The organism is Sphingobacterium faecale, assembly GCF_016746095.1.
Lineage (GTDB): Bacteria > Bacteroidota > Bacteroidia > Sphingobacteriales > Sphingobacteriaceae > Sphingobacterium > Sphingobacterium faecale.
Map to the genome: position 1 here is coordinate 349,952 of NZ_JAERTY010000001.1, position 24,701 is coordinate 374,652.

At 40.2% G+C, this 24,701-nt stretch carries 22 protein-coding genes and 1 tRNA gene; 18 read left to right on the forward strand and 5 right to left on the reverse strand.

The window, feature by feature from the left end; translation table 11 throughout:
* Positions 1–144 precede the first annotated feature (144 nt).
* The 3 genes from JKG61_RS01350 to JKG61_RS01360 are packed head-to-tail and all read left to right on the forward strand — an operon-like array spanning position 145 to position 3,256.
* Entirely contained in the window at positions 145–1,050 is a 906-nt protein-coding gene (locus tag JKG61_RS01350) for a histone deacetylase family protein (protein ID WP_237249336.1), read from the forward strand.
* Between the two features lie 30 nt (positions 1,051–1,080).
* On the forward strand, positions 1,081–2,142 hold the full coding sequence (locus JKG61_RS01355; protein ID WP_133584407.1) for a nucleoid-associated protein: 1,062 nt from the start codon (positions 1,081–1,083) through the stop codon (positions 2,140–2,142).
* Positions 2,126–3,256 carry a DUF3810 domain-containing protein gene (locus tag JKG61_RS01360; RefSeq protein WP_202101197.1) on the forward strand — a complete coding sequence of 377 codons (1,131 nt, stop codon included), beginning with the start codon at positions 2,126–2,128 and terminating at the stop codon, positions 3,254–3,256. The genes JKG61_RS01355 and JKG61_RS01360 overlap by 17 nt, the downstream gene beginning before the upstream one ends.
* Positions 3,257–3,283: 27 nt before the next feature.
* Here the strand turns inward: JKG61_RS01360 and JKG61_RS01365 are convergent, their stop codons facing one another.
* On the reverse strand, positions 3,284–3,916 hold the full coding sequence (locus JKG61_RS01365; RefSeq protein ID WP_202101198.1) for an NUDIX hydrolase: 633 nt from the start codon (positions 3,914–3,916) through the stop codon (positions 3,284–3,286).
* Between JKG61_RS01365 and pyrE the strand changes: the two genes are divergently transcribed.
* The 4 genes from pyrE (at position 3,915) to trxB (ending at position 7,167) form a co-directional block, all read left to right on the forward strand.
* Positions 3,915–4,562 carry an orotate phosphoribosyltransferase gene (gene pyrE, locus JKG61_RS01370; RefSeq protein WP_021070651.1) on the forward strand — a complete coding sequence of 216 codons (648 nt, stop codon included), beginning with the start codon at positions 3,915–3,917 and terminating at the stop codon, positions 4,560–4,562. The genes JKG61_RS01365 and pyrE overlap by 2 nt on opposite strands.
* A gap of 92 nt (positions 4,563–4,654) precedes the next feature.
* Positions 4,655–5,050 (forward strand): SRPBCC family protein, encoded by a 396-nt coding sequence (locus tag JKG61_RS01375; RefSeq protein WP_021070650.1) that lies wholly within the window; start codon positions 4,655–4,657, stop codon positions 5,048–5,050.
* A gap of 197 nt (positions 5,051–5,247) precedes the next feature.
* Positions 5,248–6,186, forward strand: a complete 939-nt coding sequence (locus JKG61_RS01380; RefSeq protein ID WP_202101199.1) for a 3'-5' exonuclease — start codon at positions 5,248–5,250, stop codon at positions 6,184–6,186.
* A gap of 18 nt (positions 6,187–6,204) precedes the next feature.
* Positions 6,205–7,167, forward strand: a complete 963-nt coding sequence (trxB, locus tag JKG61_RS01385) for a thioredoxin-disulfide reductase (protein ID WP_202101200.1) — start codon at positions 6,205–6,207, stop codon at positions 7,165–7,167.
* A 56-nt stretch (positions 7,168–7,223) separates the two neighbouring features.
* Here the strand turns inward: trxB and JKG61_RS01390 are convergent, their stop codons facing one another.
* Positions 7,224–7,589 carry a DUF4180 domain-containing protein gene (locus JKG61_RS01390; protein WP_202101201.1) on the reverse strand — a complete coding sequence of 122 codons (366 nt, stop codon included), beginning with the start codon at positions 7,587–7,589 and terminating at the stop codon, positions 7,224–7,226.
* Positions 7,590–7,698: 109 nt separating this feature from the next.
* A complete protein-coding gene (gene clpB, locus JKG61_RS01395; protein WP_202101202.1) occupies positions 7,699–10,308 on the reverse strand; it encodes an ATP-dependent chaperone ClpB in 2,610 nt (869 codons plus the stop codon).
* A gap of 264 nt (positions 10,309–10,572) precedes the next feature.
* Between clpB and JKG61_RS01400 the strand changes: the two genes are divergently transcribed.
* The 6 genes from JKG61_RS01400 to JKG61_RS01425 all read left to right on the forward strand — a co-directional run bounded on the left by JKG61_RS01400 (position 10,573) and on the right by JKG61_RS01425 (position 16,765).
* A tRNA-Thr gene (locus tag JKG61_RS01400) sits at positions 10,573–10,645 on the forward strand.
* 271 nt (positions 10,646–10,916) lie between these two features.
* Positions 10,917–11,618, forward strand: coding sequence for an ABC transporter ATP-binding protein (locus JKG61_RS01405; RefSeq protein WP_202101203.1), 702 nt, complete (start codon positions 10,917–10,919; stop codon positions 11,616–11,618).
* Positions 11,611–12,858 carry an ABC transporter permease gene (locus JKG61_RS01410; RefSeq protein ID WP_202101204.1) on the forward strand — a complete coding sequence of 416 codons (1,248 nt, stop codon included), beginning with the start codon at positions 11,611–11,613 and terminating at the stop codon, positions 12,856–12,858. The genes JKG61_RS01405 and JKG61_RS01410 overlap by 8 nt, the downstream gene beginning before the upstream one ends.
* Position 12,859: 1 nt before the next feature.
* Positions 12,860–14,128: an ABC transporter permease gene (locus JKG61_RS01415; RefSeq protein WP_202101205.1), complete on the forward strand. Its 1,269-nt coding sequence runs from the start codon at positions 12,860–12,862 to the stop codon at positions 14,126–14,128.
* 62 nt (positions 14,129–14,190) lie between these two features.
* Positions 14,191–15,288 (forward strand): efflux RND transporter periplasmic adaptor subunit, encoded by a 1,098-nt coding sequence (locus tag JKG61_RS01420; RefSeq protein WP_202101206.1) that lies wholly within the window; start codon positions 14,191–14,193, stop codon positions 15,286–15,288.
* 106 nt (positions 15,289–15,394) lie between these two features.
* A complete protein-coding gene (locus JKG61_RS01425; RefSeq protein WP_202101207.1) occupies positions 15,395–16,765 on the forward strand; it encodes a TolC family protein in 1,371 nt (456 codons plus the stop codon).
* A gap of 70 nt (positions 16,766–16,835) precedes the next feature.
* Here the strand turns inward: JKG61_RS01425 and JKG61_RS01430 are convergent, their stop codons facing one another.
* The gene (locus JKG61_RS01430; protein ID WP_202101208.1) at positions 16,836–18,746 is read right to left on the reverse strand and encodes an ABC-F family ATP-binding cassette domain-containing protein; all 1,911 of its coding nucleotides are present in this window, start codon (positions 18,744–18,746) and stop codon (positions 16,836–16,838) included.
* Positions 18,747–18,975: 229 nt separating this feature from the next.
* Here JKG61_RS01430 and JKG61_RS01435 point away from each other — a divergent pair, with 229 nt between their 5' ends.
* The 4 genes from JKG61_RS01435 to JKG61_RS01450 all read left to right on the forward strand — a co-directional run bounded on the left by JKG61_RS01435 (position 18,976) and on the right by JKG61_RS01450 (position 22,460).
* Positions 18,976–20,010: a quinone-dependent dihydroorotate dehydrogenase gene (locus JKG61_RS01435; RefSeq protein WP_202101209.1), complete on the forward strand. Its 1,035-nt coding sequence runs from the start codon at positions 18,976–18,978 to the stop codon at positions 20,008–20,010.
* An 81-nt stretch (positions 20,011–20,091) separates the two neighbouring features.
* Complete coding sequence (locus JKG61_RS01440) at positions 20,092–20,964, forward strand: OmpA family protein (protein ID WP_202101510.1); 873 nt, start codon at positions 20,092–20,094, stop codon at positions 20,962–20,964.
* A gap of 108 nt (positions 20,965–21,072) precedes the next feature.
* Entirely contained in the window at positions 21,073–21,834 is a 762-nt protein-coding gene (locus JKG61_RS01445; RefSeq protein WP_202101210.1) for a hypothetical protein, read from the forward strand.
* A gap of 11 nt (positions 21,835–21,845) precedes the next feature.
* Positions 21,846–22,460 (forward strand): hypothetical protein, encoded by a 615-nt coding sequence (locus JKG61_RS01450; protein ID WP_202101211.1) that lies wholly within the window; start codon positions 21,846–21,848, stop codon positions 22,458–22,460.
* 27 nt (positions 22,461–22,487) lie between these two features.
* Here JKG61_RS01450 and JKG61_RS01455 read toward each other — a convergent pair whose 3' ends face one another.
* Positions 22,488–23,621: an acyloxyacyl hydrolase gene (locus tag JKG61_RS01455; protein ID WP_237249338.1), complete on the reverse strand. Its 1,134-nt coding sequence runs from the start codon at positions 23,619–23,621 to the stop codon at positions 22,488–22,490.
* Positions 23,622–23,692: 71 nt separating this feature from the next.
* Here JKG61_RS01455 and JKG61_RS01460 point away from each other — a divergent pair, with 71 nt between their 5' ends.
* Complete coding sequence (locus JKG61_RS01460; protein ID WP_202101212.1) at positions 23,693–24,607, forward strand: AEC family transporter; 915 nt, start codon at positions 23,693–23,695, stop codon at positions 24,605–24,607.
* Positions 24,608–24,701 lie beyond the last annotated feature (94 nt).

Genomic DNA, 24,701 nt, shown 5'->3' on the forward strand with positions numbered 1-24,701 from the left:
TATCATACCTCCTCTGTGTTTGTTTAAAAAAACTTTCCTCTAGTAATGAAGGAAGTTTTTGATTGCTATGTTCGGATTGTAAGAATATATAATTCCCCGAATTATTTACTTCTTTGTATTTTCGTAGGTTGAAAATATAACGAATTGCTGAAAATCGCCTATCATACCCAATATGTTCACCCTGTACGTGAAGGGCATCGCTTCCCGATGTTGAAGTATGAACTGATTCCTGAGCAGCTCTGCTACGAGGGGCTGGTCTCTGCTGTTAATTTTTTTGAGCCTGAAATGGTTGATTTTGAAACGGCTGTGCTAGCTCATGATGTGGGGTATTTGCGTCGGTTGTTTGATTTGACGTTGGATGCAAAGATGGTGCGGCGTATAGGTTTTCCGTTGACACAGGAATTGGTCGATCGAGAACGTTATTTGGTGGACGGTACTCTGAAGTCTGCTTTATTTGCTTTGGACTATGGTATCTCCTTTAATGTGGCCGGTGGTACGCATCACGCAGGTCGCGATTTTGGGGAGGGGTTCTGTCTGATGAACGATCAGGCTATAGCGGCGGCTTACCTGTTGGAGCAGGGATTGGCAACACGTATTTTAATCATTGATCTGGATGTGCATCAAGGTAATGGTACGGCACATATCTTTAGTGGTATCCCTGAGGTGTATACTTTTTCGATGCATGGGGACAAGAATTTTCCTTTTATCAAGGAGCGCTCCGATAGGGATGTTGCTCTGGAGGATGGAATCCAAGACGAACTGTATTTGAAGTTGTTGAAAGAAAATCTTGCCTTCCTTTTTGAAACGGTCAATCCTGATTTTGTTTTTTATCAAGCAGGAGTCGACATCTTAGGATCGGACAAGCTTGGGAAATTGAAGGTGTCTGCCGACGGATGCCGAGAGCGGGATAGGATGGTGTTGGAAAGCTGTAATGTACGAAAGGTTCCGGTACAGGTCAGTATGGGTGGTGGGTATTCGACGCAGATTCGTGATATTGTCCATGCACATGTCGAGACTTATCGTGCGGCAATTGCTATTTTTGATTTCTAATTTTTAACTTCTGACTTTTAATTTTATACTATGTTTTTTTATCAAGATGCCTCTTTTGAAAATTTATCCATACACCATGTCGGTAATAAAGCCAATGATGAGTTCTATATCTTATCCGAAGCTCCTGTGGATTTAGTGGGGGATGAGGTATTGCCGGATTTATTGATGCAGTACTTTATGAAGCCTTTTGTTAAGGCCAATGAGGTGTATCGTTTTTTTCATCCAAATGAGGAATTGCAACTTAACGAAGTCTATCACTTCAGTAAGAAGTTTTTCGATCGGGAGATTGATTTTCATGAGTTTTCGCAACAGGTCACTAAGCATCTGTACGAGGTGTCCGAACATCCTAAGATTAAGCCAGGGGAGGTGTATGTGGTATCGCTAAAGAATGTGCAGATGGAAGGAGAGGACTGGAATGCTGTGGGTATTTTTAAGTCAGAGAATAAAGAAGCTTATCTGAAAGTATATCCGGAACAAGGGGGCTTTCAGTTGAACTATGAGCAAGAGGCTATCAATATCAATAAACTGGATAAAGGGGTCGTTATTGTCAATACGGAAGCTGAGGAAGGATTTAAGGTGCTTGTCGTCGATCAGACGAATCAGTCGGAAGCGGTATATTGGAAGGATAATTTTCTGCAGCTTAAATCCCGGAATGACAATTATCAACAGACAGGAAATCTGATGAAGGTGTATAAAAACTTTGTCAATGAGAAGTTGGATGAAGTCTTTGAACTGGAAACTGCAGACAAAATAGATTTGTTAAATCGGTCTATGAATTATTTTAAGACGAAGGAGACATTTGATAGTGCTGAGTTTGAAGAGGAGGTTATCGGTAATCCTCAGGCAGCGGGATTGTTTAATGAGTATAAACAGAATTTTGAAGATGAGTTTGATTTGCCTTTTCAGGCTAACTTTGAGATTGCGACGCCAGCTGTAAAGAAAATGCAGTCTTCCTATAAGTCGGTTATTAAGCTGGATAAGAATTTCCATGTTTATGTACATGGGAAACGGGAATATTTGGAACATGGATATGATGAGGAGAAAGGGATGAACTACTATAAGTTGTATTACGAAAATGAGAGCGAGGGGTAATAATCGTCGTAATATTAAGTATTATGTGCTTTTGGGAGGTACTGTGCTTTTCCAATTTGGTCTGCTCTTGTTGAAAGACGAACCGGAATGGATAGAACGGTATTATTCGCGAGGATTCTATCCGCTGTTTTCTTATTTGTCTGTTATTCTCTTTTCTTGGGTTCCGTTTAGTGTGGGCGATTTACTTTATTTCCTATTTGTCCTCGTTATTGCAGGATTGTTTATAGGGATGATGCGATCCTTGGTAAAAAAGAACTGGCAGAAAGGAGGGCGATATGTATTGCGTCTTTTGACTTTTCTGTGTGTGCTGTATACTTTTTTTTATGTGAATTGGGGGCTTAATTATTATAGATTGCCTATCAGCAAATCGCTAGGCTTGCATGTTGATGAGACGCATGCGGACGATTACAGGGAGGTTTTGGGGAAATATATTGTGATGGCAAATAGGCTTAGGGATCAGCTGGATTTGAAGGATCAGCTTAGGCTGGGGGTAGCAGGTGATCTGGAAGAATATATCCGAAAGGATACGGTTTTCGGCTCTTTGCTTTGTAAAACCCAAGTGCATGCTAAGCAACCTTTGTCCAGTGCGTTGGTTTCTTACTTTACGGTATCGGGATATTTTAATCCTTTTAGTATGGAGGCTCATATCAATCAAGAGATTCCTAATTCCTCCTATCCTTTTGTGTATGTGCATGAGCTGGCTCATCAAATGGGAGTTGGATTTGAAGATGAATGTAATTTTATTGCGTTCCGGGTGCTGGTGGATCATGAGAATGATTGGTATCGGTATGCCGCTTATTATGCCGCAATACAGAGTCTTTTGAGGCCTTTGTATGGAGATAAGGAGCAACTGGAGCGTGTTCGTGATCTGCTGTCTGAGAAGGTGCGTGCAGACTTTAAAGAGGAGTATGCCTTTTGGCAATCCAAACGTGGTTGGTTAGAGCAGCTTTCAGGCATGTTCTATAACCAATATCTACAGCATAATAATCAACCTGAGGGGTTGGCGCGCTATGATATGATGGCTAAGCTTGTTGTTGCTTGGGAAAAGCAGAAACGTCATGCATTGCCAGCAGGAGATCTGGATAGACTGTATGCTCCTCCGGTAGTCAATTAGGGCTAGGGGAGGAGCTGTAGACCTAATTTAGTCTACAGTTTTTTTCTTTTTCTTCTTCTTTATTTTTTCTATAATTTCAGTAATTAGCGGGTAGGTGTTGTCTTCTACTTTATCTAATTCTCTCGGATCAAGCCAGATTGCCTGTGTGATATCTTCTTCGGTTTGGGGAATTAATTTAGGGACTTTGTTTACTCCCATTTCATACCACTTGGTTTGCTTTAGGACAAATTTGCCTTTCATATAGTAAGTATGGTAGGTTGTGGCAATCTTGGGTCCGAGGTAATTTACTTTGATGCCGCACTCTTCTTCCACTTCGCGAAGAGCTGCATCTTTCATTTTTTCAGACTCTTCGACTTTTCCTTTCGGTAAATCCCATTTATCCAGACGGTAGATGAAGAGGTAGTCGCCCTCTCCATTTTTTACCAATCCACCTGCTGCATGAATTATTTTTGTGGTGGCAAGTATGTTTTTTAACACCTGGTTAATGTTTGGGTGTACATACAGGTAGGTTATGTCGTTGTTTTTCGTGATACTGTTGAAAAGTTTTTCCATATCAATATCTTGTAAACCAATAGTTTGTACGTTTCCTTTGATAGAGGGGGCAAAATCTGCTAAAATTAGCAGGCTTTGGTTCATATAAATTTTATAAATTTGCGCCATGAATAATTTTAATGAGGTTGAACAAAAAATTGCTGAATCCTTATTGCAAATTAAAGCAATAAAATTACAACCTAAAAGTCCTTTTACTTGGGCATCTGGGTGGAAGTCTCCAATTTACTGTGATAATCGTGTCGCATTATCACATCCAGCTATCCGTACGTACATACGTCAAAAGCTTTCTCAGTTAATCCAAGAGGAGTTTGGATCGGTCGATATGATATCTGGTGTGGCAACTGCAGGTATTCCTCAAGGGGTATTGGTGGCGCAAGATCTAGGTTTGCCTTTTTCGTACGTACGTAGTAGTGCCAAAGAGCATGGCCGTCAGAATTTGATCGAAGGAGAGGTCGTTTCGGGACAGCGTGTGGTTGTTATCGAAGATCTTGTCTCTACTGGAAAAAGCTCATTGCAGGCGGTAAAAGCTTTGCGTGATGCAGGATGTAATGTTGTCGGATTAGTTTCTATCTTTACCTATGGCTTGGACGTTGCAACTACAAATTTTGCGGAAGCAAAATGTCCATTATTCAGTTTGTGTGACTATAATGCGCTTATTCATGTGGCCGTGGATAAAAGCTATGTACTGGAAGCTGATATAGCCATTCTGGAGAAATGGCGTGTCGATCCTGCAAATTGGACTCCAGAAGTTTAAATGTAGTATTATAAGAAGGTGACAAGAAGTATGATTCGTATTAAAAAGTGTTTTCATCTTTTATCTCACCTTAAAACATAAAACTTTCAAAGATGACTATTATTCAAAACAATGTCGTTATAAACAGAGCGGTGGCTGATGTTTATTCTTTCTTGGCTGACTTGAACAATCATGAACAACTGATGCCCGAGAATATCTATAATTGGACATCGACAGCTGATGAGGCTCGTTTTACTATTAAAAATATGGCAAAACTGGCGTTGAGGATAAGTTTGCGTACGGAGAATAAGGAAATCATTTGTGTGCCTTCAGAAGAAGCTCCTTTTGAGATCAAGTTGGCTTGGAGATTGGAAGAGCAGGGAGCAGAAACAAGAGCTACATTTGTCATCGAAGCGCAGCTCAATATGATGATGAAAATGATGGCTTCAGGACCTTTGCAGAAATTGGTTGATCATCAGGTTCAACGATTGAAAGAGACGTTGGGATAATGAGTTTATCTAAAATGAAATAAAAAAGAGGGTGGAATTTTTTCTACCCTTTTTTTATTTTTTAAAATCTAGGAGGATTTGGTAGGAATTGTCGTAAAATTTTTGGTTTTGGATCATTTTTGTTGACAGGAGAGTGATATTGTAACGATTTGGATTCAGTATTTTTGTATGTACAGATTTAGAATTATCTTTAGCCCATGGAATTAAATTTGAGAAGACCGTTAGCCTTTTTTGACTTAGAGACAACAGGTGTTAATATTGCTGCGGACAAAATTGTTGAGATTGCTATCGTGAAAATATTGCCAGGAGGAGAGGAAGATGTGTATACTAAGAAGGTTAATCCCGGTATTCCAATTCCGCCGGCTTCCTCTTTGTTTCATGGTATTTATGATGAGGATGTTAAGGATCTGCCATATTTTAAAGAACTTGCCCAGGAGATTGCAGATTTTATAGGAGATGCTGATCTAGCAGGATATAATTCCAATAAGTTCGATGTTCCTATGCTTATGGAAGAGTTCTTGGCTTCAGGTGTAGATTTTTCTTTAGAGGGGCGTGCTTTTATTGATGTGCAGAATATTTTCCATCAGATGGAACAGCGTACGTTAAAAGCTGCCTACCGCTTTTATTGCGATAAGAACTTAGACAATGCACACCAGGCTGAAGCGGATGTACGTGCTACATATGAGGTTTTGAAAGCTCAGTTGGATAAATATAATGGTGTCGCTTTCGAGGATAAACATGGCGAGGTGTCGTATCCTGTGGTCAATGATGTGGAGGCATTGCATACGTTTACGAATCTTTCTAAGCCAGTAGATTTTGCTGGACGTCTTGTATATAATGAAGAAGGGGAAGTGACCATCAACTTTGGCAAGCATAAGGGTAAAAATATCACAGATGTGTTCGATGTGGAGCCGAGTTACTATGCTTGGATGCAAAACGGGGATTTTCCGCGTTATACAAAAAAGGTTTTGGAAAACATCTGGAATACACATAGAAGTCAAAAGAAGGATGTGAAGGTGAAGGATGCTGTGGGCGGTGAACCTGGTAAGCGTGAGTTTAAGAAAAAGGTGGATGAACCTGGCAAGCCTATCACAAATGATATGTTGAAGGGGCTGCAGAATAAATTTGGGAAGTAATATAGAATATAAAAATAGATGAATACACAACAAGAGATTGAGCACGTAAAGTGTCTAATCATTGGCTCAGGTCCGGCTGGATATACTGCTGCCATTTATGCGGCTCGTGCCGATTTGAAACCTGTGGTCTATACGGGTATAGTACCTGGAGGACAGTTGACACAGACTACTGAGGTTGATAACTTTCCTGGATACCCTAACGGTATTACAGGTCCGGTAATGATGGAGGATTTACGTGCGCAAGCAGAACGTTTTGGTACGGATGTGCGTTTTGGTTATGCGACTAAAGTTGAGTTTTCTAAAGACGGTGGAATACATAAAGTAGAAATCGACAACATTAAAACGGTTACAGCGGAAACTGTGATTATTGCTACGGGTGCAACAGCTAAATATTTAGGACTGCCTTCTGAAGAAAAATATAACGGATTCGGTGTTTCGGCATGTGCGGTATGTGACGGTTTCTTCTATAAAGGGCAAGATGTGGCTATTGTAGGGGCTGGAGATACAGCAGCTGAGGAAGCCACTTATTTGGCTAAATTATGTAATAAGGTACATATGTTGGTGCGTCGGGATGAATTCCGTGCATCGAAAGCTATGGTACACCGCGTGATGAATACGAAGAATATCGAGGTGCACTATAACAGTGAAGCAGAGGAGGTATTGGGCGATGGACAGGTCGTAACAGGTGTACGTGTGGTCAACAACCAAACGAAAGAGACGAAGGATTTGGAAGTGATGGGTTTCTTTGTTGCTATCGGACATAAACCTAATACAGATCTGTTTACAGGTGTGTTGGATATGGATGAGACGGGATATTTGATAACGAAGCCTAATGTGACAGCAACCAATATTCCAGGTGTATTTGCTTGTGGCGATGTACAGGATAATGTATACCGTCAAGCGATTACTGCTGCGGGTACGGGATGTATGGCAGCTCTAGAAGCTGAGCGTTATTTGGCTGCTAAAGAAGACGGTGAATAACGTTTTTGAATAGAATTAAAAAGGGGATTTTCTTTTCGAAAATCCCCTTTTTAATTCTAATGTAGTCCACCAAAGAGTTCGAGTGCTTCTTCTCTAGAGCCTACAAAGTTAATGTGTCTTGTACGGTTGCTTTCTCGTATAAAGTCCTGTAAGCTCGTGCTTTCGTAAATGGTAAAATCTCCTACTATAGCTAGACGTGCTCTATAGGTGGAGAATTTTTGCAGAATATCTCCGGCGAGTTTAGTTTTGAGATTGAAGAAGTCTGGTGTAATGTTTTCTTGGTATAAAATCAATTTGTCCGCATCGCTATAGAGGCAGTTCATCATTAGGTTTAATGCATCTTCCTGGTTCTGGATAAAGACATTTTCTCCAATTATTTCTGCAATTTGCCCTTGTTGACTAGGAATATATTTGATTTCCATCGTGTTGTTGTCGTTGTTTGATCATAAATATAATAAATGATGAGATATAATAAAAACAGGGCCTTTTTATTTATAAAAGACCCTGTTTTCTATATTCTTGTTGTCTCTGTTACGATGGGTTTTCAGGATTCTTGTTAATGAATACGAATTTACCATCAAATACATCCAGTTGGATGACGGAGTCACTTGTCACATTGCCTGCCAAGATTTCTTTAGAGAGTTCGTTGAGTATTCGTTTTTGAATAACACGTTTTAGTGGGCGAGCTCCATAAATAGGATCGTAGCCCAATTGTGCTAACCAATCCAATGCTTCTTCTGATGCAGAAAGGAAGATGTTCTGTTCTGCTAGCTGTCGCTGGACTCGCTCAAACTGCATACGCACGATACTTCCGATTTCGTTTCTGCTGAGCGGAGTGAACATGATAATCTCATCAATGCGGTTCAAAAACTCTGGACGTATTGTTTTTTGAAGTAACTCGAATACATCATCCTTTGTTTTTGCGACGACTTCGTCTCGATTGGTGTCGTTCAATGATGCGAAATTCTCCTGTATCAAATGTGAACCCGTATTGGAGGTCATGATGATAATGGTGTTCTTGAAATTGACGACACGCCCCTTGTTATCGGTAAGATGGCCATCGTCTAATACCTGTAGCAGGATGTTGAATACATCCGGATGGGCTTTCTCTATTTCATCAAGGAGAACCACCGAGTACGGACGACGTCTTACCGCCTCTGTAAGCTGTCCGCCTTCATCATAACCAACGTATCCTGGAGGCGCTCCGATCAATCGGGATACGGCATGGCGCTCTTGATATTCGGACATGTCAATTCTAACCAGTGCATGTTCGTCGTCAAAAAGAAATTCTGCCAGCGCTTTTGCGAGCTCTGTCTTACCGACACCTGTAGTACCTAAGAATATGAATGAGCCTATGGGCTTCTTCGCATCGCTTAAGCCTGCTCTAGAACGACGTATGGCATCAGAAATAGCTTCGATCGCTTCTTCTTGCCCAGCTACCCGTTTGTGGAGCTCCTCTTCTAGATTCAGTAGTTTTTGACGCTCTGACTGCACCATTTTGTTGACTGGTATGCCCGTCCATCTGGAGACGACGTCTGCGATGTCTTCCGAAGTCACTTCTTCTTTCAGCATACGGCTGCTCTGTTGTTTTTCGTTGAGTTCGGCTTTCAGCTTTTCGACATTGTCCTGTGCCTCTTTAATTTTTCCGTAACGTAGTTCAGCTACCTTTCCGTAATCACCTGCCCGTTCAGCCTGATCAGCCTCCAATTTGTAGTCCTCAATGTTTTGTACCTCTTGGTTGACACGATCTACCAGTGTTTTTTCGGATTGCCAAGCTGCTTTTAATGAATCGCGTTCGCTGGATAGATTAGCGATTGTCTCTGATAGTTCAGCTACTTTCTTATCATCATTTTCCCGTTTTATAGCTTCCCGTTCGATTTCGAGCTGCATGATACGACGTTCCAGTTCATCAACTGCTTCTGGGACGGAGTCCATCTCCAAACGTAATTTGGAAGCAGCCTCGTCGATTAAATCAATCGCCTTGTCCGGTAGAAAGCGGTCTGTTATATAGCGCTGTGACAATTCTACAGCAGCGATGATGGATTCATCGAGTATCCGTACTTTGTGGTGTGTTTCATACCTTTCTTTAAGTCCCCTTAAGATAGAAATCGCATCCTGAGTGTCAGGTTCCTCAACCATTACTTTTTGGAAACGTCGTTCTAACGCTTTGTCTTTTTCGAAATACTTTTGGTATTCATTGAGTGTGGTTGCTCCTATCGCACGGAGTTCGCCGCGTGCTAGTGCTGGCTTTAAGATGTTTGCGGCATCCATAGCGCCTTCACCTCCACCTGCACCAACTAGGGTGTGGATCTCATCGATGAATAGAATGATTTCACCATCGCTATCGGAGACTTCTTTGACCACAGCTTTTAAACGTTCTTCAAATTCACCTTTGTATTTTGCGCCTGCGATCAATGCCCCCATATCTAAAGAGAATACGGTTTTGTTTTTTAAGTTCTCAGGTGCATCGCCTTTGATGATACGATGTGCGATTCCTTCAGCAATAGCGGTCTTACCAACCCCTGGTTCGCCCACTAGAATTGGATTATTCTTCGTTCTACGGGAAAGTATCTGCATTACTCTTCTGATTTCTTCGTCCCGGCCGATAACAGGGTCTAATTTCCCGGATTCCGCAAACTCGTTTAAGTTGCGTGCGTATTTTCCAAGTGCATTGTAGGTGGCTTCTGCATTCTGATCGGTCACTCTATTATTACCTCGTAATTCTTTAATGGCAAGTTTCAAGTCTTTTTCATTGACTCCTTGGTCCTTTAGCAAAGACGAGGTTTTGTCATTAGCCGACAGCAGGGCGAGTAAAAGATGTTCAATGGATATATACTCATCATTGAATTCTTTTAGGTAGCTCTGGGCTTTCTGTAATACAGCGGAGGTCGGGTTGCTAAGGTAGACATTGGTCCCACTTACTTTGGGTAAAGATTCAATGAGCTTGTCTACTTCGGACGTTATATATCCTATATTTACGTTTAGTTTTTTCAGAAGATGGCTTACCACGTTTTCATCTACGGTAAGCAAGGCCTTTAATAGATGTGCGGGTTCTATAGCTTGTTGCTGATTGCCCACCGCAATCTCAGAAGCTTTTTGTATAGCTTCTTGTGCTTTGATTGTGTAGTTGTTGAAGTTCATTGTTGCTATGTTGAAATAAGATTTTTTAATGTATATGTAGTTACTAAACAAATTAGATGCCTTAGGGTTTTTTAATCCGAAAACCTGAATTTTTGTCTTGTTTATTTATTTTCGGCTGTCAATTTTTCCGATTATCGATAAAATTTATCTTTTTGTCTTGAGATTCAAAGTATTATGTCTTCAAGAGAAGACGATGCTCTTTAGGTATTGCAAAATAGAATTAAACTTCTCATATTTGCAGCATTGAATCCAAACTGGATTAACGCCTCCTTAGCTCAGCTGGTAGAGCAACTGACTTGTAATCAGTAGGTCATTGGTTCGATTCCGATAGGAGGCTCTCAAAAAAAACTCAGCTACGAAAGTGGTCTGAGTTTTTTTATTATAGGTTATTCTTCTACAGGTTGTTTCAATTCCTTTTTTCGTTAACCTGGAGTTAATAAAGTGACGTGCCGCAGTATATTATTCTAAATTAGATATGATTTTTTGCAAAAGGGAACGAAAATAAGTATTTTCATTTCCAATTATTAAAGAAATGTTCCAATGTATATCCTCGTGTGGAGTCCTTGAAACCCAAACAACTACTTTAAGTAATTTTAAAAGAATGGTGCATGATAGAAATTAGAGATCTTCACAAGTCGTATCAAATGGGAAAAAACTCCTTACATGTTCTTAAAGGTATTGATTTTACGGTTAAAGAGGGCGAGTTTGTTTCTATTATGGGAAGTTCGGGGTCCGGTAAGTCGACTCTTCTGAATATTATCGGTATTCTGGATGAGGCGGACAGCGGCACGTATACATTGGATAATGTTCCTATAAAAAATCTTAACGAGACTATTGCTTCTCGTTATCGAAATAAATTTTTGGGATTTGTTTTTCAATCGTTCAATCTTATCAATTATAAAAGTGCACTTGATAATGTAGCGTTGCCTTTATACTATCAAGGTATGGGGAGAAAGGAACGTATGGAAAGATCTATGTATTACCTTGATAAAGTCGGACTGGCCAATTGGGCGAAGCACTTACCCAGCGAGATGAGTGGTGGACAAAAGCAACGTGTGGCTATTGCTAGAGCTTTGGCAGCAGATCCGAAGGTACTATTGGCTGACGAGCCGACCGGAGCGTTGGATACGAAGACATCGTACGAGGTGATGGAGCTGATACAGCAGATCAATGATGAAGGGAAAACTGTTCTTATTGTAACGCATGAGTCTGATATCGCGGAGATGACTAAACGGATTGTGTTTCTGAAAGACGGTCAGATTGAATCGGATAAGTCTGTTAACCAAGTGAGAGCATCGTCTTATGTTTAGTATAGAGAGATGGCAGGAGATATTTGAGGGTTTGTTTAAGAACAAACTTCGAACAGTTTTGACTGGAGTTTCTGTGGCTTCTGGGATTTTTATCTTGGTGATTCTCCTTGGCGCAGGCAACGGTATTCAGAACGGTATCCAAAAGCAGTTTGAACAAGATGCTGTCAATAGGATTTCGGTTTGGCCCGGTATTACACAAAAAGAATATAACGGATTGGGAATTGGTCGCGAAATTCAACTTCACAATTCGGATTATAATACCACAATAAGGCTGTTGTCAGATTATATAGAGTATAAATCTGCCGTTTATTCCGTCTGGAGTGGTAATATGGTTTTCAAAAATGAAACGGGTACCTATAAGGTAGAAGGTGTACATCCCGACTATCAGTTTATCGAAAATGCTTCTGTTGTGAAAGGCAGATTTCTGAATCAAGCTGATATCACGAATTATGAAAAACATGTTGTTATTGGTCAGAAGGTAGCTAATGACTTATTTAAAGGAGAGGAAGAGATATTGGGGCAGGAGTTGAATATTTCGGGTACGATTTATAAGGTCATTGGGGTTTTTACGGATCCTGGAGGTGAAAGGGAGGAGAGTCGAGTGTACATTCCTATTTCGACGGCTCAACGTGCATATAGTGCGGGAGATAAGATTCGTAGTCTTGTTTTTACGTTGAAGAAGAATGTGGATTTTGACAATGCGGTTGCGGAATCACATGAATTTACGCAAAAACTAGAAACCTTTCTTAGAGCGCGTCATACCATAGCACCTGATGATCAAGGGGCTTTGCATATCAATAATTCGCTGGATCAAGCAAAGAATATTTATATTATAACCGGTGGCGTAAAAGCTTTCTTTTGGTTTGTAGGAATATGTACGATTATCGCTGGAGTGGTCGGGGTTGGAAATATTATGCTTATTATCGTAAAGGAAAGAACAAAAGAGATTGGGATCAGGAAAGCGTTGGGCGCATCTCCCTTTTCTATTATATCGATGATATTGCAGGAAGCGGTTTTTATTACTGTCGTGGCTGGTTTTTCAGGGCTTGTTGCTGGTTTGCTCGTCTGGGAGTTTGTGGGACCTTCAATAGAAACTGATTTCTTTACACGTCCTGAAGTTGATTTTAATGTTGCTATTACGACTTTGGTTATTTTGGTTGTGGCTGGTGCTTTTGCCGGTTTCGTACCTGCTTATAGAGCGGCTAAAATCAGACCGATTATTGCACTAAGGGGAGACTGATATGTTTAACAGAGATAACTGGAGTGAAATAATCGCAGCGCTTTCTGCTAATCCGTTCAGAACGTTGATCACGGCTTTTGGTGTGTTCTGGGGGATATTTATTTTAATAATACTATTGTCTGCGAGTCAAGGCTTACAGAATGGCATCAAAAGACAGATGGGGGGCTTGTCCACGAATACTATGTTTATGTGGGCCAATTCAACATCCAAACCTTATCAGGGGCTCCCTCAGGGGCGAAGTTTTAACTATAAAAATGGTGATGTAGAAGCAATCAAAGAACGTATTGATGGATTGCTGTATGTGTCCCCAAGAAATCAGTTGGGCGGATTTGGTGGCAATAATAACGTAGTGAGAGGAACTAAAACCGGAGCATATGATGTTTACGGTGATTACCCAGAGTTTATTTTGCAGCAACCGATGGATATTGTAAAGGGACGTTTTGTTAACTATGGGGATATTCATAGTAACCGAAAAGTGGCTGTTATTGGTGAGGGGGTGATCCGAGAGCTATACTTGTCCGAAGAAGAGGTGTTAGGCTCTTATATAAAGGTGCAGGGTGTGAATTTTATGGTTGTAGGTGTTTATAAGAGTATTTCTAATTTGGGTGGAAATGCAGAAGAGGCTCAGAAACAGATTTTTGTGCCGTTTACTACTTTTCAGCAGGCGTTTAATTATGGTGATATCGTAGGATGGATGGCAATAACTGCAAAGGAAGATAGGCCAATTACGGATCTGAAACAGGGGATTTTTGATCTGCTAAAGCAAAGACATAGTATTAATCCTGATGACGAGCGTGCAATAGGGTATTTCGATTTGTATCAGGAATTTAAGAAAATAAATGGTTTGTTTTCTATCTTGACTGCCGTTTCTTATTTCGTGGGTATTTTTATTTTAGTTTCTGGAATTATTGGGATTGTAAACATTATGCTGATTATTGTTAAGGAACGCACGCAGGAAATAGGAATCCGTAGAGCTTTGGGGGCAACGCCATGGACAATAATAAAGCAGATACTCTCGGAATCCGTTGTATTATCACTTATCTCAGGGATGGCTGGGATTATTTTTGCTTCATTGGTTTTGAGTCTCATCAATTGGGGACTTGAGCAAGCTCCTAATGCGAATGAAATTCCCATTGTAAATCCAAGTGTGAATTTGGGAGTAGTGGCTGTTGCTTTGATCATATTGGTTTTTGCAGGGCTGTTGGCGGGATTAATCCCAGCAATTACAGCGGTGAAAGTGAAGCCTATTGATGCATTGCGCGTGGAATAAAGGTGGCGGGTGTGCGATATAGATTAAGATTTATACATTGAACTTTAAACTAAAAATATAAGATGAAAAAAGGCTGTACGATTTCAATTTTAGTTTTTTTAGCAATTGCTTTTGTAGGTGCTTTGGTGTGGCTGTATCAGAAGAACAAACAACCAACGGTAGTCTACGAGACAGTACAAGCTGAAATTCGCTCTATTTCCAAAAGTACGGTTGCTACCGGAAATATTAATCCGAAGGAGGAGGTATTGATTAAACCGAATATCTCAGGTATTATCGATGTGGTCTATGTTGAGGCTGGGGATTATATTAAGTCAGGTGATCTGATTGCAGAGATTAAAGTGGTGCCGAATGTCTCCAGCTTAAATCAGGCGAACAACCAAATCGAATCCGCTAAAATAGATTTAGAGAATCAAAAGCGAATATTTGAGCGACAAAAGATGCTTTTTGATAAAGGTGTAATTTCAGCAAATGATTTTGATGCTGCACAAACTACCTATAGACAGGCGCAGCAGACTTATAGTTCTACGGTACAGAATGCTGAAATTATCAGAACGGGAACAACAACTGGATTGGCGAATATGGCACAGACGCGGATTCGTTCGACGGTGTCGGGAATGGTGCTGGATGTGCCGGTAAAAAAAGGAAATCAGGTCATTGAGGCGAATAATTTTAACGAAGGAACCACGATTGCAAGTTTGGCGGATGTCAGCAACATGATTTTTGAAGGGAAACTGGATGAATCAGAGGTGGGTAAAATCCGGTTAGGGCTTCCTTTGGAAATCACCGTTGGAGCAATTGAAAACAAAAAATTCCAAGCTGTTTTAGATTATATCGCTCCTAAAGGGGTGAATGAAAATGGGGCCATGCAGTTTCCGATAAAAGGGAATCTCATCAATAAGGATACGACATTTATTCGCTCAGGATTAAGTGCGAATGCTTCTATTGTTTTGGAAAATGCGGAGAATGTATTGGCGCTGAAAGAGGGGGTAGTTCAGTATGATGAAAAAACGAAGAAATCTTTTGTTGAAGTGGAGGTGGCTCCTCAAAAGTTTGAACGTAAGGATGTGGAGCTGGGGGTAAGTGATGGTATTTACGTGGAAATAAAGAGTGGAATTACGAAGGATAGTAAAATTAAGATTTGGAATCAAGTCAAGAAGTAATTCATTCGATTAATGGCGTATTGTCTTCTTGTAGAAGTGGGGGCTCGATGGAGCTAACAAATAAGAGTTATAACTAGCGCATACTGAAGAAAGAAATATGAATATTGTGTCAAAAATAATTGCTGTTATTTGCCTTCTTTTGGCAAATGATGCTTTCTCTCAAAAGAAATGGACGTTGGAGGAGTGTGTAGCTTACGCTATCGATAACAATGTTTCTATTGGGCAGACCGAACTGGATAATAAGCTTGCTGAGATCGATAAAAAAGATGCTTTCGGAAGTTTTTTGCCCAATGTGAATGCCAATGCTTCACATTCTTGGAATAGGGGACTGAATACCAATATTACTACAGGTATCTTGGAAAATCAAACGACACAGTTTACTTCGATGGGCGCATCTTTGGGTGTCGATCTTTTTAAAGGTATGCAGAATCAAAACCGTTTCAGAAAAGCCAAGCTGGCGTTGATATCTTCTCAATATCAGCATCTGAAAATGGAGGAGGATGTCGCGTTGAACGTGGTTAATGCTTATTTACAGATTCTGTTTAATAAAGAGGCCGTAAAAGTTCAGAAACAACAGTTTGAGACGGATAGTCTACAATTGGTACGTTCGGAGGTTCTGGTTGATGCGGGGATGATCCCTAGAGGGGATTTGTTTGATATAAAGGCTACTATTGCTACAGACAAACAGCGGATTATTGAGGCTCAGTATGCATTGATTATATCTAAAATGAGCTTAGCGCAACTGCTACAGATGAAAGACTTTAAAGATTTTGATATTGCGGATGTGGCGTACGAATTTCAAGTGAATACTATTCTATTGGAGGGGCCAGAATCTATTTTCGGCAAAGCTAAGAATGAGCGTACCGAGCTGAAAATTGCTGAAAACAATGTGAAAATTGCGGAAAAGGAAATCGAAATAGCCAAAGGGGCTTATTTACCTACGCTTAGTGGTTTTTATGGATTCAGTTCGCGTGTTTCGTACGCTAAGATTCCGGACGGACAAGGAGGTCTTAAGAATCCTCCACCATTCTTCGAACAGTTTAACCTCTATAAAGGACATAATTTTGGATTTCAGTTGAGTATTCCGATTTTTAATGGCTTTTCGACCCGTAACAATATTTCAAGGTCTAAAGTGAATTTAGATAAAAGTAAATTGACTTTAGAACAGACTGAACTTGATTTAGAGCGGAATATCTATACGGCGTACTCAGATGCGAAAGGGGCCTTGGAAACTTATATGGCAACTAAGGAAATGTTGAAAGCACGGGAAGAAGCGTTCCGTTATACGAAAGAACGCTATGAAAATGGCATGGCGACAGGCTTTGATTATAATCAGTCGCAAACCCTCTTGGTAAACATTCAATCCGATTTGCTAAGAACAAAATACGATTATCTGTTTCGCACAAAGATACTGGAGTTTTATTTCGGTATTCCGATTATTAAGAGAGAAGTGTTTGATGGACAAGGAACTGATTAATTCCGCTATGCTCTCTATTGGTATATGATATAGCGCATAGCGGAATCTGACGGAGAGGTTGTTATGCTGACTAGCCTTCTAATTCGATGATTTCCTCTGCAATTCTTTCCCAATCGTTTTGCAACTGTTGGTATTCGGCTTTTGCTGAATTGTACTTACGGGTGATGTCCTGTAATTTGGTCGCATCAGAATATATTTCTTCGTCAGCAAGCTGTATTTCCAATTCTTTAACATCTGCCTCCTTGAGTGCAATTTGTTGCTCTAACTGAGCCAGTTCTTTGTTTTTTTTCAGGATTAGCCTTTTGTTATCTTCTGTAGGTGCTGCCTTCTTCTCTTTTTTAGGCTCTTCCTTTACGACTTTTTTCTCTACAACTGGCTTTTGGACACGCTTTGAATTCCAGGTTTCGTATTCTTCATAGGTGCCAGGGTATTCTTTGATTTCTTTGTCTTCGATGAACCAGATTTTATTGGCTACATGCTCTAAGAAGTAACGGTCGTGAGATACCACAATTAATGTTCCTTCATATTGTTGTAATGCTTGAATCAAGATATTGACAGAAGCCATATCCAAGTGGTTGGTCGGCTCATCCAGTACAAGGAAGTTTGCATCGGCTGTTAACGCTTTTGCTAGTGCTACACGGGATTTTTCACCACCGGATAATACTTTGATTTTCTTAAATACATCATCTCCTGTAAATAGAAAGGATCCTAGGATAGACCGAAGTTCTGTTTCGGTATGTTTGGGAGCAAAGTTTTGTAGCTCTTGAAGGATGGAGTTTTCGAGATGTAATGCTTCTAGCTGGTGCTGTGCAAAGAAGGTTTGCAATACGTTATGGCCTTTTACACTTGTTCCTTTGTAGTCCGAGTCGGCATCTGCTACTATGCGTAACAGTGTGGATTTACCCTTACCATTGGCTCCGATCAAAGCAATTTTGTCCCCTTTTTCGATAAGTCCATCGGTATCCCGTAATATTTCAAGGTTAGGATAAGACTTGGAAATGTTTTCTAGTGTGACGACATGCCGTCCTGATGGTTTCGAAAACTTGAAGCTGAAATTTACTTCTGGGTTGTCATCATCAACATCGGATATCTTGTCCATTTTATCCAATGCTTTGATACGTGATTGTACCATCTTCGCTTTGGAGGCTTTAGCGCGGAAGCGTTCAATTAATTTTTCTTCCTGCTTTATTTTTGCTTGCTGATTTTTAAACTGATTGCCTTGAATTTCTTCACGTAATGACTTTTCTTCAAGATAGAATGAATAATTCCCTGCATATAGGGTTAGTTTCCCACGTTTAGACTCTACCGTTTTATTGATGATACGGTCCAAGAAATAACGGTCGTGGGATACAATTACGATTGCTCCTTCAAATCCCTGTAAATAGTTTTCAAGCCATTTGATGGAGGGAAGGTCCAAGTGGTTGGTTGGCTCATCGAGTAATAGGATGTCTGGTGCTTGGAGTAGTATTCGTGCCAGCATGACGCGCATACGCCATCCTCCGGAGAAGGTGGCCAAGGGACGCTGCTGTTCATCCTGTGAGAAGCCAAGCCCTGCTAGGATTTCATTAGCCCTGAATTCGATATTATAGCCATCTAGGGCTTCAAACTCCATTTGCTTATCGCTGAGTTTGTTTAAAATATCGTCGGAATAATCTGTTTCTAACTTTTTTAACAGCACTTCTATCTCTGCATGTAGTTCGTTCTGGCGCGTAAATGCTTCCATCGCTACATAAAGGATGCTTTTTTCGGAATGATAGGATAAGAGATCCTGATTGAGGTACCCTATTTTTAAATCCTTTGCCATTGAAATAGAGCCGGAAGTAGGGGCATAATCTCCAACGATCAACTTTAGTAAGGTGGATTTTCCCGCTCCATTAGCACCGATCAATCCCGCTTTGTCTCCCGGTTTGATGTGCCAGTTTGCTTCGTCATATAGGGCTCTTGCGCCTATTTCAAATGTTAAATTATTTATTGATATCATTTCAGATGTATGCTTTTACTTTTTGATCTGCTAGCTAGCGGATCGGTTTGACTTTTCATCGTCCTCAATATGTGTCGATTGCCCTCGATAAAATGTTTTACGTCTTTATCGGGATTTAAAAAGCAAAAGTAGTGATTATTTCTGCTTCTTTTCTACCTTTGTGCAGATATGCCAAAAGTGATATAAGCTTTTTTATGGCAATTTCTTCAATGACTTTTTATGTTATATTATGTATAAATTAGTAAAGCCAATTTTCTTTTCAATGAACCCTGAAAAGGCACATCATACGGTGACGGGAGGGTTGAAAAATTTCTCAAAGATCTGGGGTGCAAAGGCCTTGCTCAAATCTATTTATAGTGTATCCGATCCACGTTTGGAACGGGAGGTTTTTGGACTTAAGTTTAAAAATCCGGTAGGACTAGCAGCTGGTTTTGATAAAAATGCGGAATATATTGAGGATATGGCCAAATTTGGATTTGGTTTTATCGAGATCGGTACGGTAACGCCAAGGCCTCAGCCTGGGAACGATAAACCTCGAATGTTTCGCTTGGTAAACGATGCTGCACTAATCAATAGGATGGGCTTTAACAACCAAGGAGCGGATGTAGCTGCGGGACGATTGAAACACCTTAAGGATAGAGAAGGAGTCATTATTGGTGGTAATATTGGGAAAAATAAAGTTACTCCAAACGAAGAAGCCGTAAATGATTATATCTATTGTTTTCACGCTCTGTACGAATATGTGGATTATTTTGTAGTGAATGTAAGTTCACCAAATACTCCAGGATTACGAGATCTGCAGGAGAAAGAACCGCTGATGCGGATTCTAGATACCTTGCAAAAGCTCAATCTCGAAAAACCAAAAGCGAAGCCTATTTTATTAAAGATTGCCCCGGATCTGACGGATAGCCAATTGGATGATATCGTAGAGATTGTTACGGAAACTAAGATTGCAGGTGTAATAGCAACGAATACTACCATTTCGAGAGAAGGACTTAGTAGCGCTCCTGAATTGCTTAATGAGGCCGGAGGAGTAAGTGGTAAGCCATTGACAAAACGGTCGACCGAGGTTATTCGTTACTTGTCTGAGAAATCTGGCAAAGCTTTCCCTATTATTGGTGTCGGCGGTATACATTCCGGACAGGACGCTGTAGACAAGCTCGAAGCTGGGGCTGCGCTAGTACAAGTGTATACAGGTTTTATTTATGAAGGTCCAGGGTTGGTCAGTGCTATTTGTAAACATCTACTGAAGACAGGAAAGTAATTTTATGTTTTTTAACTATTTAGGATAAAAATTCAAAGATTTTATTTGCTATCTTGTATCCATCAAATTTATAATGGTATGATGTATAAAAAACGCCTTTTGCCAATTACGATTTTACTAGGTGGGATTGTAATGAGTAGCTGTGTGAGTAACAAAAAATATGTAGCCTTAGAAACCCAACATAAAGACTTGGCTGAGCTGTACCAAAAGGGGCAGATGGATCTTACAGAAAGCCGTGCAAAAATCAAAAGTTTGGAAGATCAACTGGAATATGAGCGCAAGAATAATGCTTCATTGAAAGAGGCTTATGCTAAGTTACAGTCTACTTTGGATAATAGTATAGCACAAAATTCCCAAGGGAATGTGAATATTTCCAAATTGGTTGATGAAATTAATGCATCTAATAAGTATATACAACACTTAGTGAATACGAAGAATAAAAGTGATTCACTTAATATGGTGTTGACCAATAACCTGACCCGTTCTTTGAGTCGTGAAGAACTTAAAGATGTAGATGTGCAGGTGTTGAAAGGAGTGGTGTATATATCACTTTCTGATAACATGCTGTATAAGTCGGGTAGTTATGAGGTGTCTGATAAAGCGGGAGAAACCTTAAGTAAGATTGCTAAGATTATTCAAGATTATAGAGACTACGATGTGTTGATCGAAGGTAATACGGATACGGATCCTATCTCTAAACCAAATATCCGCAATAACTGGGATTTGAGTACATTACGTGCTTCCTCTGTGGTACAGGCGTTGCAGACGATGTATGGTGTGGATCCTAAGCGTTTGACAGCTGGTGGACGTGGTGAATATAATCCTATTGCTGATAATACGTCTGCGAATGGTAAAGCTAGAAACAGACGTACGCAGATTATTATTACGCCAAAGTTAGATCAATTCATGGAGTTGATTGATAAGGCGCCTGATACGGAAGCTACTTCGATGTAGTTTTGTCTATAGCATACATAGAGTCCCTGAGTTTTTAATTCAGGGATTTTTTTTGTGTGATGATGGTTGAGTTTTATAGATTGGCATGATTGTTTGGGAGAAGGAGGTATGTTAAAGAATAATTATGTCATAGCGCTTATAGCTTTATCCGGTAGTTTTATTTTGGGGAGTTGTAGCTCAATATATATGCCTAACGTGCCTGCGACCCCTATGTTTAGGCAGCAAGGAGAGGGATACCTTGCTGGACATATCAATCTGAAGGGCAATGCCTCGGGAACTGCGGCGGTATCACTCACGGATCATGTTGCCCTATTGGCCAATGCCTCAACTGTAAACCATGGACGGGAATCCAATACCCATTTTAGGCAATGGCTGGCTGAAGGTGCGGTAGGTTATTTTACCGAAATAGGTAAGTCCAAGAGGCAGATCTTGGAAATCTATGGAGGCTATGGTTTAGGTAATTCCCGTGAATTAGACCAGCGTGCTTCTATACGAGACTATGAGGTGGTGGGAAGCCGTAAAATGGATTTTGATAAAATATTCCTGCAGGTGAATTATTCATCCACTACAAAGGGGCGGTTAAACCTGTTCGGTGGTAAGCGGGTCTTAAATTATGGGACTACAATACGCGTGAGTCGGGGGGCTATGACTGATTTTTGGTTGGATGATGTTCAGGCTGCTCGGGAGGAGAATCTTTTTATTGAACCTGTTTTCTTCACACGTATGGAGTTGTTGAGAGGCCTTCAGTTGCAGTATACAACAGGATTTAATATCGGTGTTGTAAATAATTCGTATCTCAATGCAGGAAATTCTATTTTTACACTGGGAGTTGCCTATAATTTTGGAAGATCGGGTAATAAGAAAAAATAAAATTTAAAACAATGAATAGAATAAAAATTGTAACGTTACTGCTCTGTACGTGGTTGTTGTCCAGCTGTGCTATTAACCAGAAAGCTCAGGTGGAGGCATTGAGTAAATTTAATTATGATGTAGAGTCTGTGGATCAAATCCGATTGGCAGGCAGGGATATTGATTCCTATCAATCGGGTGGAAGTGCTTCATTGGCCAGTTTGCCAGGGATCGCAATGGCTTTATTGCGCCAGGATCTTCCTTTGGAAGCGAGAGTAAATTTGAAAATCACGAATCCTACGTCGACAGTGACCAAGATCAACGAGTTTAAATATATTATTGAAATGGCTGGTAAGCCACTTTTTGAAGGAGCTGTCGCGGAGAATATCAATCTATCCAACGGACAAACTATGGTTGTACCGTTGACATTTTCTGCGAACATCTTTGGTGTAGCGAAAGAACAGGGTTTTGATAAAGTTCTCAATGATATATTTACCAAAAAAAGCAATGGCTTCTTTGCTTTGAAGATCAAGCCTTCGGTCAGGATTGGGGGCAAGAACTTTTTTTATCCGGGTTATATTACCGTAGATAAAGATTTTGGTAAAAGTGTTTCTAAGGCTGTTGAAAAAGGCCTTAATAAACTTTAGCTTTAATGCTTAGCACTGGGCAATACATTACCGATTGAATGTATAGCCTAGTGTTGATTCTATAAAGTCTGCTTTTCCCATATGTGCTTTTATGGATATTCCGGCATTGATGTTCTTGTAGACATAATAGCGGAATCCTGCTCTTAAAAATACCCTTCTTATCTCTCCATTAAAATATTGGTTGTGGATGTAGTATCCAACGTTACCGTTCAATACAAGGTCTTTATTGAGCACATGCACAAGGTAGAATGCTGGTCCTCCGGATAACTTAGCGCTTAGCTTCCCTGTTTTATCTTCCGCTATTTCTTCGTCATTACCCGAATCGGAGTAGAAGAGATCCATACCGCCTCCTATTCGCCATTTATGGCTGACGTGTCGGCTGGCATAGAGACTGAATGTGGATTTAAAGTACCGACGCTCTTTGTCGCGTGCTACTTGTTTCAGCCCTGCCCCTACATTTATGTGATAGAGAATTTTCTTGGGATAGGGTTCTAGTGATGTGGTATCTTTTCTATATGTCCTGCCGTCTGGCTGGTAGGTAATGGATGCTGTTAGAGGGAAAAGATTTACACCTTTGTTTGGTAATTTGAGTGCTCCGTTAGAAAAGTGGTGAAAGGCCAAGCCTACACCTGCCTTGAATTTTGGTGATAGTTTATACTGACTGCGGATGCCGAAGTCGATGTACACATTGTTTTTAGTAGCAATAGCTAGGTTAAGGGGATTGGTATCCTCATCATAGGGCTTAAAGTTGCCAGATAGACCCAGTCCTATACGGTAGTCGAAGGACCATTTCTCATTGTCGATGTTACCAAATGGAGTCTGGACAAAACCGTATACTGCATAAGGGCTTCCGACGATGTCGTTGTTAAATGTGCTGCTGTAAAAGCCAATCCCATATATGGGATTGTTGTACAGTTTGAAATATTGGTCACTTTTGGAATTTATTTTCCAACCTACTTTGAGATTGAAGCCATTGTAGTAAGCATCTTTGAATGTGGTGCTTTTTAACTCTCCTGTTGCTAAAATTCCTCCGTTTTCTATCTCGGCCTCTATTATTAGCGAGTTTTTGATTACCATGTTTGTTAATGTGTCGGTTGAGGCCCAGGCCAAGCTCAAACTTAGTAATGCTGCCAACAGGGATATAAGGAATTTAGTCTTCAAGATGATGTATTATTAGATGCCAAGTCATAAATTTGGACAAAAATATTAAAATATAAGCAATCCTGAACTCGATGGTTAACTTTTTCATTATCCTAGTTTGTTTATTAATCGGATATTTATTCCGTTTTTTTAAGTTAGCAGATAAAGACAACTATAAAATAGTTAATAATTGGATTATTTATGTTGGGTTACCTGCTATCGCTCTTTTGCATATGCCCAAGATCGATTGGAGTGTGCAATATCTCTTTACGGCTTTACTGCCATTTTTTATTTTCGGTCTTTCTTATGTTTTCTTTCGTCTGATTCAGCCTATTTTTGATTTTTCTTCACGGACATTGACTACATTAATCATTGTGTCGGGTCTCAGTAATACTTCTTTTGTTGGGTTTCCGCTTATTATTAGTTTTTTTGGAGTGGAGCAGCTGAAAGTAGGCATCGTGAGTGATCAGGCGACATTTTTTGTGCTTTCTTCTTTTGGGGTATTTTTGGCGACTAGTTTTAAACCTCAACGTATAAAAACGGTGCAAAAATACAAGCTCATAGCAAGGCGTATATTGTCTTTTCCCCCTTTTGTAGCGGCTTTGTTTGCTTTGTGTTTTCAGGACGTTCTCCGACTGATTTCATTGGATGATTTTTTGGGTAGTCTGGCGGCTACAGTAAGTCCTTTGGCTTTATTTTCTATTGGTCTTCAATTACACTTTCAGCGTATTGGAACGGAAATTAATGCGATAGGCGCTTCTCTTTTTTATAAATTGCTTTTGGCTCCAACCTTTGCGCTGCTGGTTGCGACAGTCATGGGATGGAAGGGAGTTTTTTTTCAAGTATCAGTTTTTGAAATGGCAATGCCTAGTTTGGTCGCTTCGAGTATTGTGATTCAGAGTTTTGGGCTTAACGCTAAACTAGCAAATACGATTATCGGTCTAAGTATTCTATTTGGACTTGCCTTGGTGTTTTTGTGGCATAGTGTAATTATTACACTTCTGTAACATAAATGTTATAGAGAATTGGGGCTATAATTTGATTTTACTTTTACCTTTATTAAAACATTAAAGGCAATTAGCTTATAAACCCGTTGTGAGA

Bases quoted from the DNA above. Each gene is read 5' to 3' on its own strand.
- JKG61_RS01355 (WP_133584407.1), top strand. From the start codon at position 1,081: ATGTTTTTTTATCAAGATGCCTCTTTTGAAAATTTATCCATACACCAT.
- JKG61_RS01360 (WP_202101197.1), top strand. From the start codon at position 2,126: ATGAGAGCGAGGGGTAATAATCGTCGTAATATTAAGTATTATGTGCTT.
- pyrE (WP_021070651.1), top strand. From the start codon at position 3,915: ATGAATAATTTTAATGAGGTTGAACAAAAAATTGCTGAATCCTTATTG.
- JKG61_RS01365 (WP_202101198.1), bottom strand. From the start codon at position 3,916: ATGGCGCAAATTTATAAAATTTATATGAACCAAAGCCTGCTAATTTTA.
- JKG61_RS01375 (WP_021070650.1), top strand. From the start codon at position 4,655: ATGACTATTATTCAAAACAATGTCGTTATAAACAGAGCGGTGGCTGAT.
- JKG61_RS01380 (WP_202101199.1), top strand. From the start codon at position 5,248: ATGGAATTAAATTTGAGAAGACCGTTAGCCTTTTTTGACTTAGAGACA.
- trxB (WP_202101200.1), top strand. From the start codon at position 6,205: ATGAATACACAACAAGAGATTGAGCACGTAAAGTGTCTAATCATTGGC.
- JKG61_RS01390 (WP_202101201.1), bottom strand. From the start codon at position 7,589: ATGGAAATCAAATATATTCCTAGTCAACAAGGGCAAATTGCAGAAATA.
- clpB (WP_202101202.1), bottom strand. From the start codon at position 10,308: ATGAACTTCAACAACTACACAATCAAAGCACAAGAAGCTATACAAAAA.
- JKG61_RS01405 (WP_202101203.1), top strand. From the start codon at position 10,917: ATGATAGAAATTAGAGATCTTCACAAGTCGTATCAAATGGGAAAAAAC.
- JKG61_RS01410 (WP_202101204.1), top strand. From the start codon at position 11,611: ATGTTTAGTATAGAGAGATGGCAGGAGATATTTGAGGGTTTGTTTAAG.
- JKG61_RS01415 (WP_202101205.1), top strand. From the start codon at position 12,860: ATGTTTAACAGAGATAACTGGAGTGAAATAATCGCAGCGCTTTCTGCT.
- JKG61_RS01420 (WP_202101206.1), top strand. From the start codon at position 14,191: ATGAAAAAAGGCTGTACGATTTCAATTTTAGTTTTTTTAGCAATTGCT.
- JKG61_RS01430 (WP_202101208.1), bottom strand. From the start codon at position 18,746: ATGATATCAATAAATAATTTAACATTTGAAATAGGCGCAAGAGCCCTA.
- JKG61_RS01435 (WP_202101209.1), top strand. From the start codon at position 18,976: ATGTATAAATTAGTAAAGCCAATTTTCTTTTCAATGAACCCTGAAAAG.
- JKG61_RS01440 (WP_202101510.1), top strand. From the start codon at position 20,092: ATGTATAAAAAACGCCTTTTGCCAATTACGATTTTACTAGGTGGGATT.
- JKG61_RS01445 (WP_202101210.1), top strand. From the start codon at position 21,073: ATGTTAAAGAATAATTATGTCATAGCGCTTATAGCTTTATCCGGTAGT.
- JKG61_RS01450 (WP_202101211.1), top strand. From the start codon at position 21,846: ATGAATAGAATAAAAATTGTAACGTTACTGCTCTGTACGTGGTTGTTG.
- JKG61_RS01460 (WP_202101212.1), top strand. From the start codon at position 23,693: ATGGTTAACTTTTTCATTATCCTAGTTTGTTTATTAATCGGATATTTA.